Source organism: Aquimarina sp. AD10 (assembly GCF_003443715.1).
Taxonomy (GTDB): domain Bacteria; phylum Bacteroidota; class Bacteroidia; order Flavobacteriales; family Flavobacteriaceae; genus Aquimarina; species Aquimarina aggregata.
In genome coordinates this window covers 5,794,128-5,813,023 of the sequence record NZ_CP031965.1, presented here as the reverse complement: position 1 = coordinate 5,813,023, position 18,896 = coordinate 5,794,128, and the positions used below count along the sequence as shown (strand labels likewise).

Below are 18,896 nucleotides of genomic sequence, written 5' to 3'. Positions count from 1 at the left end.
AAAATTATAGCTTTAAACTATTATTTAACTTACGAAGTCTAACTGCTGTAAGCACTTTTTTAGTATATAATGGAAAATCTGCATTTTGAATCCATCCAAAATAACCTGGTTCTTCTTCCATAACTTGTTCTACAGACTTCCCTTTATGCTTACCAAAAGAAAAAGTTTCTTTACCATTTTCATCGTATACAATAAAACCTGCGAAATCTGCAAACTGCTTTCTTGAACTAAATTCTGCCAAAAATTTGGTATCATTTTCTAACTCTGGATATTTATCTAATTGAGCTTTCAATACCTCATAAGTGGCATTAGTATCAGCTTCTGCAGAATGTGCATCGGTTAAATCTTTATCGCAATAGAATTTGTAAGCAGCCGACAATGTTCTTTTCTCCATTTTGTGATAAATGGTTTGTACATCTACCGCTACGGTACTTTTCATATCAAAATCGACATCAGCTCTCAATAATTCCTCTGCTAATAAAGGGATATCAAACCTATTAGAATTAAAACCTCCTAAATCACAACCCTTAATCATCTCGCTTATTTTACCTGCAAGTTTTTTAAAAGTCGGCTCATTGGCCACTTTCGCATCATCAATACCATGTATAGCTGTAGTTTCTGCAGGAATTGGCATTTCAGGATTTACCAACCATGTCTTACTCTCCTGAGTTCCATTTGGAAATACTTTTAGAATAGCTATTTCTACAATTCGATCTTTAGATATGTTTACACCAGTAGTTTCCAGATCAAAAAAACATATTGGTTTTTTTAAATTAAGCTCCATAAATTATTTGTGTGATACTCAAAGATAACAGCTATTATTTAACATTCTTATAATGAATCCCTATTTTAACATTTGTTAAATTTATACAAGCTTCTTAACGAATACATTATCAGCAAACTTTCTAGTTACCGTCTCTATTGTATCATTAAATTGAATCCGAATTGAATTATCAAATTCTCTAACTTCAATTACTTTGATTTCACTACTTAAGGCTAATCCTATTTCTGATACATATTTCAAAAAATTCACCGACCCATCATCTACAGCGATTAACTTACATACTTCACCTTCGGCAAGAGAAGATAACATTATTTTAGGTAGAACAGCGTACTCCCCATTGGCATTAGGTATTATTTCTCCATGAGGGTCTTTTTCAGGAAAATCCATAAAACGATCCAATTCATCTATTAATTTACTCGATTTTATGTGCTCTAGTTGTTCTGCTACTTCATGTACCTCATCCCAACTAAAGTTTAAGTATTTACATAAAAAAGTTTCCCACAACCTATGCTTTCTAATTAAGCGTACCGCAATTGATTTACCTTGCTCAGTTAAGTCTAATTTTCCGTACTTCTCACTTACCACATAATTCTTGGTTTTTAACTTTTTAACCATGTTATTAGTAGAGGCTGGAGATACGTTAAGATAGTCTGCTAATAAATTGTTCCCTACTTTCTCAGAATCATCTTCTACAAGCAACTGAAAAAGAGCTTTTAAATAATCTTCTTCACTTTTTGTTAAATTATTCAAATTTGATTTGTTAGTCATGGCTAACTTTTTTAGTTTTGCATCATTAATAAAACAAATTTAATAAACCTAATGCGATTAGTTACCATATTATTATTTACTTTTTTTCTTATTAGCATACCAAAGCATAGTTTATTGAATGCTCAAGAAACTGAAACTACCGGATCACTCGAGGGTGTAGTTTATGATGAAAATGGAGTACTTCCTTTTGCTAATATATTTATTGAAGGAACCTCTATAGGAAGTTCTAGTGATGACAATGGTACATTCTCAATACATAAAATCCCTATCGGAACATATAAAATTATAGCTTCTTTTACGGGGTATAATACAATTAAGAAAAAGCTCTCTATCAAAGAAGGAGTAAATAAAATAAGCCTTACACTATCACAAGGATCCACCTTAGATGAAGTAGTTGTTTCTGGAACCCTTAAACCTGTTATCAGATCTGAAAGTCCTGTTCCTGTAGAGATTTATTCTCCTACATTTTTCAAAAAAAACCCAACCCCCAATTTATTTGAAGCTTTGCAAAATGTTAACGGTGTACGTCCTCAACTTAATTGTAGCATCTGTAATACGGGAGATATACACATCAATGGTTTAGAAGGTCCCTACACGCTAGTTATGATTGATGGTATGCCAATTGTTAGTGGTTTATCAACTGTATATGGACTTTCTGGAATACCTAATTCTTTAATTGAAAGAATTGAGGTTGTAAAAGGGCCTGCCTCTTCTCTTTACGGAAGTGAAGCCGTAGGTGGATTGATAAACATTATTACCAAAAACCCAGATGCTGCGCCCGAAATAAGTACCGATGTATTTGCATCTGGTTGGGGAGAAACAAATATTGATTTCGGTTTTAAGGCCAGAGTAGGAAAAGCTACAGCATTAGTTGGAGCTAACTACTTTTTTTATGATCAAGTCATTGATAAAAATGAAGATGGTTTTACCGATTTAACACTTCAAGACCGTATATCTATTTTTAATAAATGGAATTTTAAAAGAAGTAGTGGAAAGAACTTTACGCTTGCAGGTCGTTTTTATTATGAAGATAGATGGGGAGGAGAAAATGAATGGGATAGATCATTTAGAGGTAGTGATGAAATCTATGGAGAAAGTATCTACACTACCCGTTATGAGGTTTTAGGAAGTTATGAACTCCCAACCAAAGAACCTATATCTTTATCTTTCTCGTATACAAACCATGATCAAAATTCTTTTTATGGCGATGTTTCTTATCAAGCAAAACAAAGAATAGGTTTTACACAATTAGCTTGGGATAAAAGACTAAAGTCTCATGATTTGTTGTTTGGTGCTGCGTATCGATATCAATATTATGACGATAATACAACGGCAACAGGATCTGATATTACAAACGACCCAGAAGAGACCAAAATACCAGGCGTTTTTGTTCAAGATGAAATTACGTTAGCCTCAAATCATAAATTATTGCTAGGGTCAAGACTAGATTATGACGATCGTCATGGTTCTATATTCACTCCTAGAATAGCATACAAATGGAGTATTAATGATAAAAACATTTTTAGATTAAATGCAGGAACAGGATTTAGAGTAGTGAATTTGTTTACAGAAGAACATGCAGCACTTACTGGATCTAGAGAAGTCATAGTTGAAGAAAATCTTGCCCCCGAAGAATCATATAATGTCAATCTAAATTATATCAAAAAAATATTTTTCGATAACGGAACATTTATTGGTTTAGATGCCTCTGCTTGGTATACCCACTTTACCAATGCGATTATTCCTGATTATGATACAAACCCACAACAAATACGTTATGGTAACTTAGATGGATATGCTGTGTCGACAGGTGTAAGTCTTAATTCTGACATCAATTTTTCTAATGGTCTAAAGGTAATGGCTGGTTTTAGTGCTTTAAATGTATCTAATACTGATGATGGCATAAGGTCTCGTCAGGTTTTAACAGAAAGTTTTACAGGAACTTGGGGAGTTACCTATAAAGTCCATGCTCTAAATCTCACATTAGATTATACAGGAAATGCTTACGGCCCAATGCGACTGCCTACCCTAGGCCCAAATGACCCTAGAAGAGATAATTCTCCGTGGTATAGTATTCAAAATATTCAATTTACTTACAAATCTAGCACCAATCTTGAAATATACGGAGGTGTCAAAAACCTATTAGACTGGACACCTAATCGAGGTAATCCTTTTTTAATATCTAGAGCTGAAGATCCTTTTGATAACAATGTGCAATTTAATCAAAACGGAGATGTTTTGGTTACTGCAGATAATCCATATGGCCTTACTTTTGATTCTACCTATATTTACGGCCCTAATCAAGGAGCTCGTGGATTCTTAGGGGTACGTTATACTCTACTATAATTATGAAAACAATACTACTATATAGCGTCGCAATTTTCACTTCTTTAATAAGTCAAAATATAAATGCGCAAATACAAGTGAATTCATTCGAGTCTCTAAAGGACAAAATGAGTACTGCTCCAAAACCTATAGTCATTTTTGTGCACACAGATTGGTGTATGTACTGTAAAAATATGGAGAACACTACTTTTAAAAATTCTGAAATCGTTCAAAATTTAAACAACAATTTTTATTTCGTATCTCTAAATGCTGAAAGTCGTAAAAGAATTACATTTTTAAATAACGATTTTAATTTTCAGCCAAATGGCCATAAAACAGGAGTACATCAATTGGCAAAAGAGTTAGCTACAGTAAACAATAAAATTGGCTACCCTACATTAACCATTTTAAATGCTAAATATGAAATCATATTTCAGCAACAATCATTTTTAAGTGCTAAACAGCTTAGTAAAATATTAAAAAAACTATCCTAACATGATCAATCGAATTATAAGTCTTTGTTTTCTTTTTATTACTCTATTTTCTTGTAAACAAGAAACGAAAGACAAAAACGAAAAACTCTATGTAGTTACAACTACATCTATGATCACAGATCTTGTTAAAAATATAGGTAAAGATTTAATCAAGGTTGATGGATTAATGGGGAGTGGTGTGGATCCTCATTTATATAAAGCCAGTGAAGGTGATGTATCTAAACTAGTTAATGCCGATGTTATTATTTATAACGGTTTACATCTAGAAGGTAAACTGGTCGAAGTTTTTGAGAAAATGAAACTTCAAAACAGAAAAGCGATTGCCGTAGGAGAAAGCTTAGATAAAAATACATTAATTGGGTCCGACTATTTTGCTTCAAATTATGACCCCCATATTTGGTTTAGTGTCATGAATTGGAAAATAGTTACTCAATTTGTAATAGACAAACTAGTAGAAATAGATGCTAAAAATGCTAGTAGTTATACAAATAACGGTAAGATATATCTTGATAAATTAAGTCAACTTGAAAAAGAATTACAAAATACCATCACAACCTTACCAAAAGAAAAACGTATTTTAGTTACCGCTCATGACGCATTTAGTTATTTTGGAAAAGCATATGACTTTAATGTTGTTGGATTACAAGGGCTTTCAACAGCAACAGAAGCTGGGGTTCAAGATGTTCAGAAATTAGCTAATTTTATTATTAAAAATGAAGTAAAAGCTATTTTTGTTGAGACTTCTGTACCAAAACGAACAATTAAAGCATTGCAGGCAGCTGTAAAATCAAAAAACCATGAAGTCGTTATAGGAGGCACATTATTTTCTGATGCCTTAGGAAACCCTGATACTAACGAAGGAAATTATATCGGCATGTTCGAATATAATGTCAATACGATTGTAAATGCCTTAAAATAATGAATAAAAAAATAGCCGTTCAAATAGATGATCTTACTGTGGCCTATAATTACAAACCTGTTTTATGGGATATTGACCTTGCTATTCCAGAAGGTGTTCTAATGGCTATTGTTGGACCAAATGGCGCAGGAAAATCTACATTAATTAAATCTATTTTAGATATCATTACTCCTATTGCCGGAAGTGTTCAGATATACGGAAAGCCATACAAAAAACAACGCTCGTTAGTTGCATATGTCCCACAAAAAGGAAGTGTAGACTGGGACTTCCCCACAACAGCCCTAGATGTAGTTATGATGGGAACGTACGGAAGTTTAGGTTGGATCAAAAGACCTGGTCAAAAAGAAAAAAAAGCTTCATTAGAAGCTTTAGAAAAAGTAGGAATGCTTTCTTTTAAAAACAGGCAAATAAGCCAACTTTCTGGCGGACAACAACAACGTATCTTTCTGGCCAGAGCTTTAGTACAAAATGCTGCTATTTATTTTATGGATGAGCCTTTTCAAGGTGTAGATGCTACTACCGAAAAAGCCATAATTAATATTCTCAAAGAGCTAAGAAAACAAGGGAAAACAGTTATTGTTGTACATCATGATCTACAAACTGTCCCTGAATACTTTGATTGGGTTACTTTTCTAAATGTAAAAAAGATCGCAACGGGCCCTGTGAAAGATATTTTTAACGATGATAACTTAACTAAAACATACGGAATCAATTACAAAGTGAGTATTCAGCAATAGATAATACTCATAACATAAAAATATGGATTTAATTCAATACATAGATCTCGTTTTTACAGATTACACCTTGCGCACTATTACTTTAGGCACAGCTGTTCTTGGTGCTATTTGTGGTATGTTGGGCAGTTTTGCCGTACTTCGAAAACAAAGTCTGCTAGGTGATGCCATTTCGCATGCTGCTTTGCCGGGTATTGCTATTGCATTTTTAATTATTGAAACAAAAAATAGTTCTGTTTTTTTACTCGGCGCCTTAATCAGCGGGTTAATTGGTACATTTTGGATTAGAGGGATAACTCGTAAAACACATCTTAAATCAGATACCGCATTAGGTCTTATACTGTCATTATTTTTTGGGTTTGGTATGTTATTGCTTACCTATATTCAAAAAATACCAAATGCCAATCAAGCTGGCCTAGAAAGTTATCTCTTTGGACAGGCTGCCACCCTTTTAGAAAGTGATGTTTGGTTAATGGCTATTGTTACAGGGATTAGTCTAATTATTTTATTACTATTCTGGAAAGAGCTTAAAATTTTACTTTTTGATGCCGACTACACCAAAACCCTTGGTTTTAATACTAAATTTTTAGACATACTGATCACAACATTTATTGTTATTGCAATTGTTTTAGGACTACAAACTGTTGGAGTAGTTTTAATGAGCGCTATGTTACTTGCTCCTGCTGCGGCAGCAAGACAATGGACAAATAACCTCGCCGTTATGGTAATTTTAGCTGCAATATTTGGGGCCTTTTCGGGTGTTTTAGGCACTGCAATTAGTGCTAGTAACAATAATTTATCAACAGGACCTGTAATTGTACTAGTTGCAGGAGTCTTTGTTTTATTTTCTTTTATATTTTCTCCTGGTCGTGGTTTATTATTTAGAGAAATTAGATTTAGAAAAAACAGAAGTGATCTTGAACTACATAAGACACTTTCTTTTATGTATAATATTGCCAAAACTCATGAAGATACTACTCACCCTCATGCTATAAAAATTTTGAACAATTTTCAAGGATTTACTAGAAAATCATTGCAAAAATTAGAAGACAAGGATTATGTAAAAATTAATGGAAATATGTGGTCAATGACTGCATCTGGATATCATACAGCTGCTAATTTATATGATCAATTAATCAAAGAAGAAAATGAGTAATGCCCAAATTGAAATACAATTAATTGCCAGTATGGTTGCCATAGCATGTGCTATACCTGGTACATTTCTAGTATTAAGAAAAATGGCTTTGATTACTGATGCTATTAGTCATTCAATTTTACCAGGTATCGTAATTGGCTTTTTTATTACCCATGATTTATCGTCCCCTTTACTAATTATTCTTGCTGCTGCTAGCGGAGTGTTGACTGTCGTTTTAGTAGAGTTTATTCAAAAAACAGGATTAGTTAAAGAAGATACAGCCATAGGACTTGTTTTTCCGGCGCTATTTAGTATTGGTATTATCATGATATCCAAAAACGCCAACGACGTTCATCTTGATGTAGATGCCGTACTATTAGGCGAACTTGCTTTTGCTCCTTTTGATAGACTAACTATCGGTGGAGCAGATATTGGACCAAAATCTTTATGGATTATTGGTACGATACTACTTATTACTATCACATTACTTTTTGCCTTTTTTAAAGAATTAAAAGTAAGCACATTTGATGCTGGGCTTGCTTCTGCATTAGGCCTTTCTCCTGTAGTTATGCATTATGGTTTAATGACTATTTCTTCAATCACTACCGTTGGAGCGTTTGACGCTGTAGGAGCTATCCTTGTTATTGCTTTAATGATTGCGCCCGCTGCAACAGCGTATTTATTAACCAATGATCTCAAAAAAATGCTTTTGCTTTCTGTTATATTTGGTGTAAGCAGTGCTATTATAGGATACTGGAGTGCTCATGCTCTTGACACCTCTATCTCAGGATCTATGACCACTATTTTAGGACTTATATTTCTTTTTGTTTATTTATTTGCTCCTAACAAAGGTTTATTCTCTGTTCTATATCGTCAAAAACAACAACGTATTGAAGTTTCATTACTTACATTTTTATTACATCTAGGTAATCACAATGATGATGAGTCTGAAAGACACGTAAAACACCTTAATGAACATATTAATTGGCAAAAGGTGAAAGCTAAATCTGTTTTGGATCTTGCTCTTAAAAACAACATGATTACTATTGAAAAAGATATCATTTTTTTAACAGAAAAAGGAAAGAACTTTACCAAAGAAGCGATCGATTACATCTTAACCAATAAAAACTCTGAAATTGAACATATGAAAGATCGGTTTTTCTTATTCAGAGGTTAATTTAGGTTTTACATTTCCCCATTCGATACCACATATCATAACCCTATGATATTATTTAGTATTATTTAAATAATCAAACATTTGGTAATACAAAAGCACCTCTAGTCCTATAAAAAAGTTAAAATCCTACTTACACTTCAAAACAATTAACTCAAAACATTTACTTTCGAACATTCACAATCAATCAACAAATCAATGATTAAACATAAAATAGTATTTAGGTTTATAGTTTTATTCTTCATATTATTAATCATTCCGTTTCCCCTTAATATTATCCCAGGTTTTGATTTTATAGACATTTTTTTTAATGACATTTATCACTTTATTATCCCTTGGATAGGAAAAAATATTCTTCAATTAAAAGAAGATATCACAGTTTTTACTAATGGTAGCGGAGATACTACATATGACTATGTACTGGTTCTATTTTTTATTTTAGTTGCTATTATAGGAGCTATTTTTTGGACTTTCTTTTTCAGAAGCAAAGAAGACTTAATCAAAATTAATTATTGGTTTAGAGTAGGATTACGTTATTACCTTGGATATAATATGATGTCCTATGGTTGGGCAAAAGCAATTCCTTTACAGTTTTCAGAGCCTTCATTTTATAGATTATTAGAGCCGATTGGAGATATGTCACCAATGGGACTTGCATGGACTTTTATGGGATTTTCTGCTGGATACACCATATTTTCTGGAATAGCAGAACTCATAGGAGGCATACTCTTATTACATAAACGCACACAATATCTTGGAGGTTTGATTTTAATGATAGTAATGGGCAACGTTATGGCCTTAAACTATTTTTATGATATTCCTGTAAAACTATTTTCTACCGAACTATGGTTAATGGCATTAATCATTTCAACTCCAAAAATAAAGCAATTGTACAGATTATTAATCCTTAATGTACCTACACATGCCACTACATCTTATCGACCGCCTTTTCATAAATCAATCCACAAAAAGATATTATTAATTTCTAAAGGTATGATTGTGCTATTTATATTTTTTTATCCTCTAAAGGAAAACATGGATTATTTAAAAGAATATGGACGCTATTCTTATAAAAAAACGCCTTTGTACGGTTTATATGAAATCACCAATTTTAAAGTAAATCAAAAAGAAATCCCTCCACTTACAACAGATACTATTCGTTGGAAATATATTGCAATAGAGTATAAAAAGTCTATGCAATTCTATAGAATGGATATGAAAAGATTTCGTTATAAATCTGAAGTAGACACGATTAATCAAAAAATAATTTGGACTGACACTAAAGACTCTACTAAAGTATACAACTTTATATACTCCCGGACAGATTCTACTATGCGCTTTCAAGGAATACATAAAAATGATACTATTGATTGTCAAACAAAGCGTCTTGACAAGAAAGATTTCAGACTCATGAACAGAGGTTTTAACTGGATTCAGGAATATCCTTTTAATAGGTAGACAAAATTTTAATCATTCAAAAACTTAATATTAGTATTACTTTTTTTAATCTTTTCTAAAATTTAAAGAGAAGATGAGTTATAATTGATTTAATTATCTATGTTTTAGTATTTTTAGACAATCACACACATCTCAAAACTTATTTTTAATGAAAAAAATACTTCTTACTCTATTTGTAGCGATAATTGCATGTAAAAAACAAGACACAAATACAGAAGTGATCCGCTGGGAGAAACATGCTTCTAATATAGAAATCATTAGGGATGATTTTGGAGTTCCTCATATTTATGGAAAGACAGATGCAGATGCCGTTTTTGGTTTATTATATGCGCAATGTGAAGATGATTTTAACAGGGTAGAACAAAACTATATTTGGGCTACAGGAAGACTAGCAGAAGTAGAGGGAGAAGAAGCTATGTATAGTGATTTACGTGCTCGTTTATTTATGACTAAAGAAGAAGCTATTGCCAATTATGAAAAGGCTCCTGTTTGGTTAAAAAAACTATGTGATGCCTTTGCCGATGGTATTAATTATTATCTCTATACACACCCTGAAGTTACGCCTAAATTAATCACTCATTTTGAGCCATGGATGCCTATGTATTTTAGTGAAGGGTCTATAGGTGGTGATATAGAAAGGGTGTCTACTAAAAGAATTAAAGCTTTTTACGAAAATAAAGAAGCCCTAAAACTCACAGCTTATGGCGATGCCTTAACACACAAAGATCCTCATTCAGAACCCAGTGGTTCCAACGGTTTTGCTATTTCGGGAAAACGTACTCAATCAGGTAATGCCATGCTTTTAATCAATCCACATACTTCCTTTTTCTTTAGAGGTGAAGTTCATGTTGTTAGTGAAGAAGGGTTAAATGCTTACGGTGCTATTACTTGGGGGCAGTTTTTTGTTTACCAAGGGTTTAATGAAAAAACAGGTTGGATGCATACTTCGACCTATACTGATGTGATCGATGAGTATATAGAGACTATATCCAGCCAAGATGGACAATTAAAATACGCTTATGGCGATGAATCTAGGGATGTAACCACCTCAGAAGTGACTTTGAAATATAAAGATGGTGATCAAATTAGAGAAAGAGAATTTCCTATATACAAAACACATCATGGTCCTATTACCCATATGATAGATGATAAATGGGTTTCGACCGCACTAATGTGGAGCCCAGTTAAAGCTCTGGAACAATCATACACTCGCACAAAATTAAACGGTCATAAAGCGTTTAAGCAAATGATGAATATTAGAACTAATTCTTCTAATAATACAGTTTATGCAGATGCGGATGGAAATATTGCTTATTATCATGGTAATTTTATACCTAAAAGAGATACCATATTTAATTTTAGAAAACCTGTTGATGGAAGTAATCCTGCAACCGATTGGAAAGGATTACATACCGTTGATGAAAGTATTGTGGTCGTAAATCCTGAAAGTGGTTGGATACAAAATTGTAATTCGACTCCTTTCACTTCTGCAGCCGAATATAGCCCTAAAAAAAAGGATTATCCTAAATACATGTCAATCGACAGAGAAAATTTTAGAGGTATACATGCGATTCGTCTCTTAAAAAAAGTAGACAGCCTAACGCTAGACAAGCTGATTGAGATTGGTTATGACCCATACTTACCTGCTTTTGAAACTTTGATCCCAGGATTAATAGAAGCTTATGACCAATCTCCTGTTAAAAATACAGACCTAAAAGAACCTATAGATATTTTAAGAAAATGGGATTTTGCAGTGTCTTCAGAATCCGTGGCAATGTCATTGGCGCATTTTTATGGATTAACTTATCGAAAACTAGGGAAAAAACCAGAGAATTTGAGTGCAATGGAAACTTTCACTTACTTTGGTACCTCTTCACCTACTCAAGAGCGACTTTCTATTTTTTCTAAAACTATTTCACAACTTAATACGGATTTTGGTTCATGGAATACTCCTTGGGGAGAAATCAATAGATATCAACGTATTAATGGCGATATACAACAACCTTTTGATGATTCAAAACCGAGTCTGCCAGTTGGATTAGCTTCTGGTAGATGGGGAGCTTTAGCCTCATATGGTGCCAAATCATACGATGGTACAAAGCGCATTTATGGGAATTCGGGCAACAGTTTTGTCGCAGTTGTTGAATTTGGAGACAAAGTGAAAGCCAAAACTATGCTAGCTGGTGGACAAAGTGGTGATCCTGATTCTCCACATTTTGATGACCAAGCGCAACGTTACATTGATGTCAAATTTAAGGATGTAGCCTATTACAAAGAAGATGTAGTAAAAAGAGCAAAAAAAACATATCAACCCGGAGAGAAATAAAATTAACTAAAAAAGAGAAGATATTTACAGGAACCTCTTAGTAAACACATTAAAACAGTTTCTTAAAGTCTTTTGTAAATATCTTCTTTTACTTTATAGCCATTAGACTTTTATTTAATCGGAATACAAAAATCAACTATACATTTTTTTTCAGGATGATCATTAAAGTTATTGTGATATATCTCAAAAGGATCATGTGCTGATTTTTGATATCCGTTTTCATTCATCCAAATAAAAAGACCACTCCAGGACTTTTCAAACTCTTCTACCGTAATTTCAAACCTACTTACTATATGTTTTCCACCGGCTATACTATCCATTCCTATTTCTCCTTCGGCTTTCATTTCTTTATCTAGAAACATACAGATACTCATACGCACTTTATCAGGATCTGTAATCTTAAAACTATCATGAAATATTCTGGCTATTTTAGTATTCGGGTTTTCTAGCATTCCCTTTGATCTGCCCCACCTCAGTACTTTATCAAATGCTTGTTCTATACCTTCAACACCTATTTGGGTTACATATGCTATATCTGTTTCTAAAAATTCTTTAATTTCAATTTTTGCATTCATTTTAATCCAAGTTATTTGATTATTAATGTTGCAAATATATTTTTCAAAGATTTGATTTTCTTGCCCATTCTTGCTTTCAACTTTACATATCTTGCTATATTTTCCTGGACTCAATTTCCTAAATTCTGAAGGACTTATCCCGTAAACCTTTTTAAATGCTCGTGTAAAAGAAGAGTTACTACTAAAACCATATTGTAAAGAAAGTTCTGAGACACTAGCTCCTTTTTGCCTTATTAAAATGCCTGCAGTTTTTTCAATTCGTTTACGAATAATGTATGCATTTAATGGCTCGCCCGTGATTGCTTTAAAAATTCTATGAAAATGAAATGGCGAATAGCTTGCTTTTTCAGCAATCTTTTCTAAAGACAGTTGATTATCAAGGTTATTATCAATAAACCTTAAAATAGTATTTATTCTGCCTATATATTCTTCTGAAACCATTTAACCCTATTACTTATAATTCAATATTTAAGGAAAATACTAAAAATTATAATGATGATATAGGTTTTCTGACATCCTTTACTTTTTATCTATTACTTTTGACACTAAAATAGCATCTGCTTCGTATCGCCAAGGGTTTACATAATCTGACCCTTTGGTTGGTATTGGTTTAGTCATTTCACCTGTAAGTGTATTAAACCAATAATAAGTTTTTACCTTGTCTTTTTCCGGCTTTAAAATCCAACCCAATTTTATTTGAAAATTTTCTTTGGGTACATAATGTAATTTTAACCCTTTTTTATTTGCCAAAGCATAGCCACTGCTATTTGTCCACGGTGCTGGTTTTAAATCTTCATTTACAAATTGTTTCCAAAAAGTACTTAAATGTTTAAAATAAGAGAATTTTGGCTTGTAAGAGTCTTCGGGCTGTTCAAATGGATTATATACTAGAACATTCCAAGAACTTCCTTGCCAATAGTATGTAGTTCCTGCTCCAGCAAATAAACACATATAATTTCTTCTTAAGCATACTTCTGCATTTGTATAATCACCTGTAAAAACTGTATAGTCAGAAGTTTCATATCCGCCATGTTCAATATTAAAGATAGGTTTATTCTTAAACGTTTGATAAACTTCTAGTGTACGATTATAAAGATTATGACTCCAATCTTGAGAAGAAATATAATCGACCTCATCAGCATGTTTTTTACAGAAACCATAATCATGAACCGTGACTAAACGTTGATAACTATCTTGCTTCCTAATACGTTCTATACGTTCGGATATATACGCTTCATCGGCTCGACCGTAATACAAGGCCTCTTTAGAAACATCCCAAAGTACATTTGGAAACGCTTGATAACGTTTAATAACATAGTCATAATACATATTATCAGCATCGGATCGCATATCTGGCCAAGCAACCAACTTGTTCCACACATAAATCATAATATGAGCAAATAATTGTCGATCGTGCATTGCAAGTATCGTACGATCATATTTTTTAAAAAAATCGATATTCAAACCACTAAAATCCGGAGATTCATTTGTTCCTAAAAAAGGAAAAATTGCTTCGGGACCTCCAAATTCATGATCTTTGTGCGCCTTTAACTTTTCATCTTTCTTCCAGCTTACATCATAAGAAAACACATTCATCACAATCTGATTATATCCATTATCTTTTATCAGATCTAGTAAATGATTTGTTTTAGGTATTTCATTTGGATTAGTATAATCCAGTGCATATAACCAATCACATTCAAATGCTATTGGTGTATATTTCTCTCCTGATTCATAATAAAAACTGCGAGTATCCTCTTTAGATAATTGTAAACCTCCCTTATGATCTTGATTATCAGAAACAGTTATTACTCCTTGTTTTTTGTTTAAAGTAGCGTGATCACTTTTTGTAACGAATTGCCATTCTCCAGATATAGCACTAGAAAACCGAATCAACCACTTGCTTTTAGATGCATCATCTCCGTTATAAATTAGAGGCAGCGTTAATTCTTTACCGGTATTATGTTTAAATACTACTGTACTAGAATCTTTAAAGGGATTAGTTACTTTTTTGGATTCTAATTTGATATCCAAAACCTCCCATTGTTTACTACTGTATTTTTTATTTGATTTAAAAGATTGCTCTTGATATTGTGCTATTGTATACTGCGAAATACATATCAGCAAAAGGACTTGTATGACAAACTGTTTCATTCCTGAGTTTTTTGTTTTTGGTTGTTATATAAAAATAAAAACTTAGGAGTAAAAACTAGAGAACATACCTTTTAAATGATGCAACAAATTGCTCAATTATGACATAACCTGACTAACGTGAATTACACAAGATCCTAGTACTATCTTGGTTCTTTTACTTTTGCTTTTTTATTTTATGATTTACTCCTATTATAAAGTATAAAACAGCACCTATAAGGTTGGACAGAAGTACTACCAGTATCCAAATCAGTTTATTATTTCCTGTAAATTCGTTTCTTAAAATATCAATCAAAGCCATTATTGGTATTAAAAGAAGCGAAAGAAATAATAGAATAAGTAAAATTTGCCAAATGCCTAACATCCCTAAAATAATCATGTCTTCAATTTACTATTTAAAATTATTAATAATTATGTGTTTGTGTCTTACAAAAACAAAATGTTACCTTAATCTTTCATTGCTTGTAATGTTTCTATAGACAATATCATTATATAAATTCTTTATTGAGATAAGACATGCTATAAATAAAAAACCATGAATATAGTTTTTCATGGTTTTTTATCAATCTGATGTATTGAAGCAGTATTACTACTTACATAATCTATTTTATCTAAAACTCTCTATTTACATCAAAAGCTTCTAAATAGTCTTTAACACGTTGTACAAACTGACCACCTAATGCTCCATTGACTACTCTATGGTCATATGAATGTGATAAGAACATTTTATATCTAATCCCTATAAAATCACCATCAGGAGTTTCTATAACAGCAGGTACCTTTCTAATAGCTCCAAGTGCTAAAATAGCTACTTGTGGTTGGTTAATAATTGGTGTACCCATAATACTACCAAACGTTCCAACATTGGTTACGGTATACGTTCCCCCTTGAATATCATCTGGTTTTAACGCATTATTTCTGGCTCTATTTGCAAGATCATTTACTGCCTTGGTCATTCCTACCAAATTTAATTGATCTGCATTCTTTATAACAGGAACAATCAAATTACCATCGGATAAAGCAGCTGCCATACCAAGATTTATATTTTTCTTTTTAATTATCGTGTCTCCAGAAACAGAGATATTAATCATTGGAAAATCTCTAATTGCTTTTGCGACAGCTTCCATAAAAATCGGAGTAAACGTTAAGTTCTCTCCTTCTCTTTTCATAAAATCACCTTTTACCTTCTTTCTCCAGTTCCAGATATTAGTTACATCGGCTTCTATAAATGACTGAACATGAGCAGAAGTTTGAACAGATTCTACCATATGATGAGAAATGAGTTTCCCCATTCTTGTCATTTCTATGATTTCATCTTCTCCAGAGGCTACTACTGGTGTAGCTTTAGGAGCGCTCTCCTTTTTACTTGGAGCAGCAACAGGCTGAACTTTTTCTGGTTGAGCTGCAGTCTTAGTTGTAGTCGTTCCATTCTTACGATCTTCTACAAATCCTAATATATCATTTTTGGTCACACGACCATCTTTACCCGTACCTGCAATAGCTTCTAATTCTGCCAATGAAACATTTTCTGCTGCAGCAATATTTTTTACCAACGGAGAGTAAAATGAAGTACTTTCAGAAAAATCTACAGCCGCATTAGTAACTGCTTCAGTAGTTTCTGCTATTTGAGTTTCTATAACTACAGCTTCTTTAGGAGCGTCTTTAGTATCTACTTTGGTCGTTTCCGGAGCTGAAACAGGAACATCATCCCCTTCAGTTTCTATAATAGCTATTGTTTGGCCTACTTGTACTACATCGTCAACATCAAATAGTTTTTCTACCAAAACACCTTCTACTTCACTAGGTACTTCACTATCTACCTTATCTGTTGCAATCTCAACAACAGTATCATCCAACTCGATAGTATCTCCTATTTCTTTTAACCAAGTTGTTATTGTTGCCTCTGCAACACTCTCCCCCATTTTTGGAAGCTTAAGCTCAAATTTTGCCATATTCCTAATTAAAAGTGTTTGTACGTTATATTTTTTGCGAATTTACTTAAAATTAACCTTAAAAATTAATTTTCCTCTATTAAAATTTACCTAAAAAGATAATACTTCTCCCTTTCCATCACTAAAATCACTCCCAATGATATAATTGCGATTCTTAGGTCTTATTCTAAAAGTTACGTTGCGTTTTCGTAATTTTTGCATTTGATTAATAATTTCATCAAAACTAATAAAACTATTGTCAAAGATAATCTCGATATTTTGATCTCCCAAATCTTCTTTTGCTATACTGCTTCTAAGCTCTAAGTTCCTACCTAATGTTTTCTTTATCAAATCATATAAATCGTTATCATTAGAGAGCAAACAATATAAAGTTATTTTTCTTTTTTCTTTTTCAAAATTCTTGAAGGATTGAATCCTAGATACAATATGTATTGCAATCGAAATTAAAAAATCTAAAAACCTAGTACTTTTAAAGTGTTTCTTATAAAACAACCGCATAGCAGTATAAAACCTTCTCACATATGTTGCATTGCGATCTGTACTTTCTCCTTTATAATGAATTGCACAAACATTGCCTATATAATAATTCTGGAGCCCTTTTTTCTTAATTTTATATGACAAGTCAATATCTTCGGCATACATAAAATAATCCTCATCAAAACCCTCTACTAATTTATATATTTCTTTTTTCACAAATAGAAAAGCTCCAACTAGTACATCTACATCCCCAATAGCTTTTCCAGAAATATGATCAGCATAGTAGCTTTTTATCTGCTCCACTCTAATTCCAAAAAGTCTTGTAAGCGATGACAAAGGTGATGGAATATTTCGCTTACTCTCATGTAAAAAATCTCCTCTACCATTAATTAATCTTGGACCTAATAATCCAGCATGAGGTAATTTAACTATTTTACCTAAAAGGTCCTTAAATATATTTGCACCTATCACGGTATCAGGATTAAGAAGACAAACATACTCTCCTCTCGCAATGGATACCCCTTGATTATTAGCTTTTGCAAAGCCTACATTTATTTTATTTTTAATTACTGTAACTTTCGGAAATTGATTTTGCAACATATGAAGACTATCATCATGGGAACAATTATCTACAACAATAATTTCTGAATCAATCGATTCTATAGCTTCATAAACACTAAGCAAACATTGTTCTAAGAAATAACGTACATTATAACTAACTATAATAATAGATAATTTCATAAATCACCTCATTCTAAGGATTTTTTAAAGCATTTTCAAAAGGGATTCTATTAAGAATACTTCTTCCTAAGGTAACTTCATCTGCATATTCTAACTCGTCATTAACACTAATACCTCTTGCAATAGTAGAGGTCTTAATCGTTATTTCTTCTAACTGCTTATAAATATAGAAATTCGTGGTATCACCTTCCATAGTAGCACTTAATGCAAATATCAACTCCTTTACCTCTCCTGATTTAGCTTTTGTTATCAAAGAACTTATTGTTAGATCCTGAGGTCCAATACCATCTAAAGGACTAATTTTTCCACCAAGAACATGATATAAACCTCTATACTGCCCTGTACTCTCTATAGCCATTACATCTCTTATGTCTTCAACAACACAAATAATATCTTTGAACCGACTATTATTACTACAAATATCACAAATCTGATCATCACTAATACTGTGACAGTTTTTGCAAAATTTAATCTCTTTACGCAAAGTACCTAAAGCACTTACTAAGTGTGCCGTTTGTGATTCGGGTTGTCTTAATAAATGAAGTACCAATCGTAATGCCGTTCTTTTTCCTATTCCGGGTAGCTGCGACATCTCGTATACTGCATTTTCTAATAATTTTGAAGAAAATTCCATAGCTAAGCAAATTTACTATTTTTAATGAAGACCTCTTCATAAATACCTTTTGATTATTACTACACATTTAAAAGCATTTTTCTACTTTTACTCTAAAAGTAAAAATAATGTTCGATTCCCTTTCTGAAGAAATACAGCTTATTTTAATGGTGGTAGGAATTGCGATTCTATTTATTGCAGTATCATGGAACACCAAACGGAATAAAAATAAGTTATACGGTCGGAAAAAACGTAATTTCAAGAAAAATT

At 32.5% G+C, this 18,896-nt stretch carries 16 protein-coding genes; 8 read left to right on the top strand and 8 right to left on the bottom strand.

The window, feature by feature from the left end:
• Positions 1 to 4: 4 nt before the first annotated feature.
• On the bottom strand, positions 5 to 784 hold the full coding sequence (locus tag D1816_RS24260) for a 3'-5' exonuclease (RefSeq protein WP_066313829.1): 780 nt from the start codon (positions 782 to 784) through the stop codon (positions 5 to 7).
• A gap of 81 nt (positions 785 to 865) precedes the next feature.
• On the bottom strand, positions 866 to 1,552 hold the full coding sequence (locus D1816_RS24255) for a metal-dependent transcriptional regulator (RefSeq protein WP_118506031.1): 687 nt from the start codon (positions 1,550 to 1,552) through the stop codon (positions 866 to 868).
• A 51-nt stretch (positions 1,553 to 1,603) separates the two neighbouring features.
• Between D1816_RS24255 and D1816_RS24250 the strand changes: the two genes are divergently transcribed.
• From D1816_RS24250 to D1816_RS24215, 8 genes are all read left to right on the top strand, one after another.
• On the top strand, positions 1,604 to 3,898 hold the full coding sequence (locus D1816_RS24250) for a TonB-dependent receptor (protein ID WP_118506030.1): 2,295 nt from the start codon (positions 1,604 to 1,606) through the stop codon (positions 3,896 to 3,898).
• 2 nt (positions 3,899 to 3,900) lie between these two features.
• Entirely contained in the window at positions 3,901 to 4,371 is a 471-nt protein-coding gene (locus tag D1816_RS24245; RefSeq protein WP_118506029.1) for a thioredoxin family protein, read from the top strand.
• 1 nt (position 4,372) lies between these two features.
• Positions 4,373 to 5,290 carry a metal ABC transporter solute-binding protein, Zn/Mn family gene (locus D1816_RS24240; protein ID WP_118506028.1) on the top strand — a complete coding sequence of 306 codons (918 nt, stop codon included), beginning with the start codon at positions 4,373 to 4,375 and terminating at the stop codon, positions 5,288 to 5,290.
• Positions 5,290 to 6,027, top strand: coding sequence for a metal ABC transporter ATP-binding protein (locus D1816_RS24235; protein ID WP_066313838.1), 738 nt, complete (start codon positions 5,290 to 5,292; stop codon positions 6,025 to 6,027). The genes D1816_RS24240 and D1816_RS24235 overlap by 1 nt, the downstream gene beginning before the upstream one ends.
• Before the next feature lie 22 nt (positions 6,028 to 6,049).
• A complete protein-coding gene (locus tag D1816_RS24230) occupies positions 6,050 to 7,180 on the top strand; it encodes a metal ABC transporter permease (protein WP_118506027.1) in 1,131 nt (376 codons plus the stop codon).
• Positions 7,173 to 8,336 carry a metal ABC transporter permease gene (locus D1816_RS24225; protein WP_118506026.1) on the top strand — a complete coding sequence of 388 codons (1,164 nt, stop codon included), beginning with the start codon at positions 7,173 to 7,175 and terminating at the stop codon, positions 8,334 to 8,336. The genes D1816_RS24230 and D1816_RS24225 overlap by 8 nt, the downstream gene beginning before the upstream one ends.
• 195 nt (positions 8,337 to 8,531) lie before the next feature.
• Positions 8,532 to 9,791 (top strand): hypothetical protein, encoded by a 1,260-nt coding sequence (locus tag D1816_RS24220; RefSeq protein ID WP_118506025.1) that lies wholly within the window; start codon positions 8,532 to 8,534, stop codon positions 9,789 to 9,791.
• Between the two features lie 148 nt (positions 9,792 to 9,939).
• Positions 9,940 to 12,117 (top strand): acylase, encoded by a 2,178-nt coding sequence (locus D1816_RS24215; protein WP_118506024.1) that lies wholly within the window; start codon positions 9,940 to 9,942, stop codon positions 12,115 to 12,117.
• 110 nt (positions 12,118 to 12,227) lie between these two features.
• Here D1816_RS24215 and D1816_RS24210 read toward each other — a convergent pair whose 3' ends face one another.
• From D1816_RS24210 to recR, 6 genes are all read right to left on the bottom strand, one after another.
• The gene (locus D1816_RS24210; protein ID WP_118506023.1) at positions 12,228 to 13,133 is read right to left on the bottom strand and encodes a GyrI-like domain-containing protein; all 906 of its coding nucleotides are present in this window, start codon (positions 13,131 to 13,133) and stop codon (positions 12,228 to 12,230) included.
• A gap of 78 nt (positions 13,134 to 13,211) precedes the next feature.
• The gene (locus tag D1816_RS24205) at positions 13,212 to 14,846 is read right to left on the bottom strand and encodes a DUF5060 domain-containing protein (protein ID WP_118506022.1); all 1,635 of its coding nucleotides are present in this window, start codon (positions 14,844 to 14,846) and stop codon (positions 13,212 to 13,214) included.
• 154 nt (positions 14,847 to 15,000) lie between these two features.
• The gene (locus tag D1816_RS26180) at positions 15,001 to 15,144 is read right to left on the bottom strand and encodes a PLD nuclease N-terminal domain-containing protein (RefSeq protein WP_233565242.1); all 144 of its coding nucleotides are present in this window, start codon (positions 15,142 to 15,144) and stop codon (positions 15,001 to 15,003) included.
• 310 nt (positions 15,145 to 15,454) lie between these two features.
• Complete coding sequence (locus D1816_RS24195) at positions 15,455 to 16,795, bottom strand: dihydrolipoamide acetyltransferase family protein (RefSeq protein WP_066313848.1); 1,341 nt, start codon at positions 16,793 to 16,795, stop codon at positions 15,455 to 15,457.
• Between the two features lie 90 nt (positions 16,796 to 16,885).
• Positions 16,886 to 18,013 (bottom strand): glycosyltransferase family 2 protein, encoded by a 1,128-nt coding sequence (locus D1816_RS24190; RefSeq protein WP_118506020.1) that lies wholly within the window; start codon positions 18,011 to 18,013, stop codon positions 16,886 to 16,888.
• A gap of 13 nt (positions 18,014 to 18,026) precedes the next feature.
• Positions 18,027 to 18,647 (bottom strand): recombination mediator RecR, encoded by a 621-nt coding sequence (gene recR / locus D1816_RS24185; RefSeq protein ID WP_066313852.1) that lies wholly within the window; start codon positions 18,645 to 18,647, stop codon positions 18,027 to 18,029.
• Positions 18,648 to 18,896 lie beyond the last annotated feature (249 nt).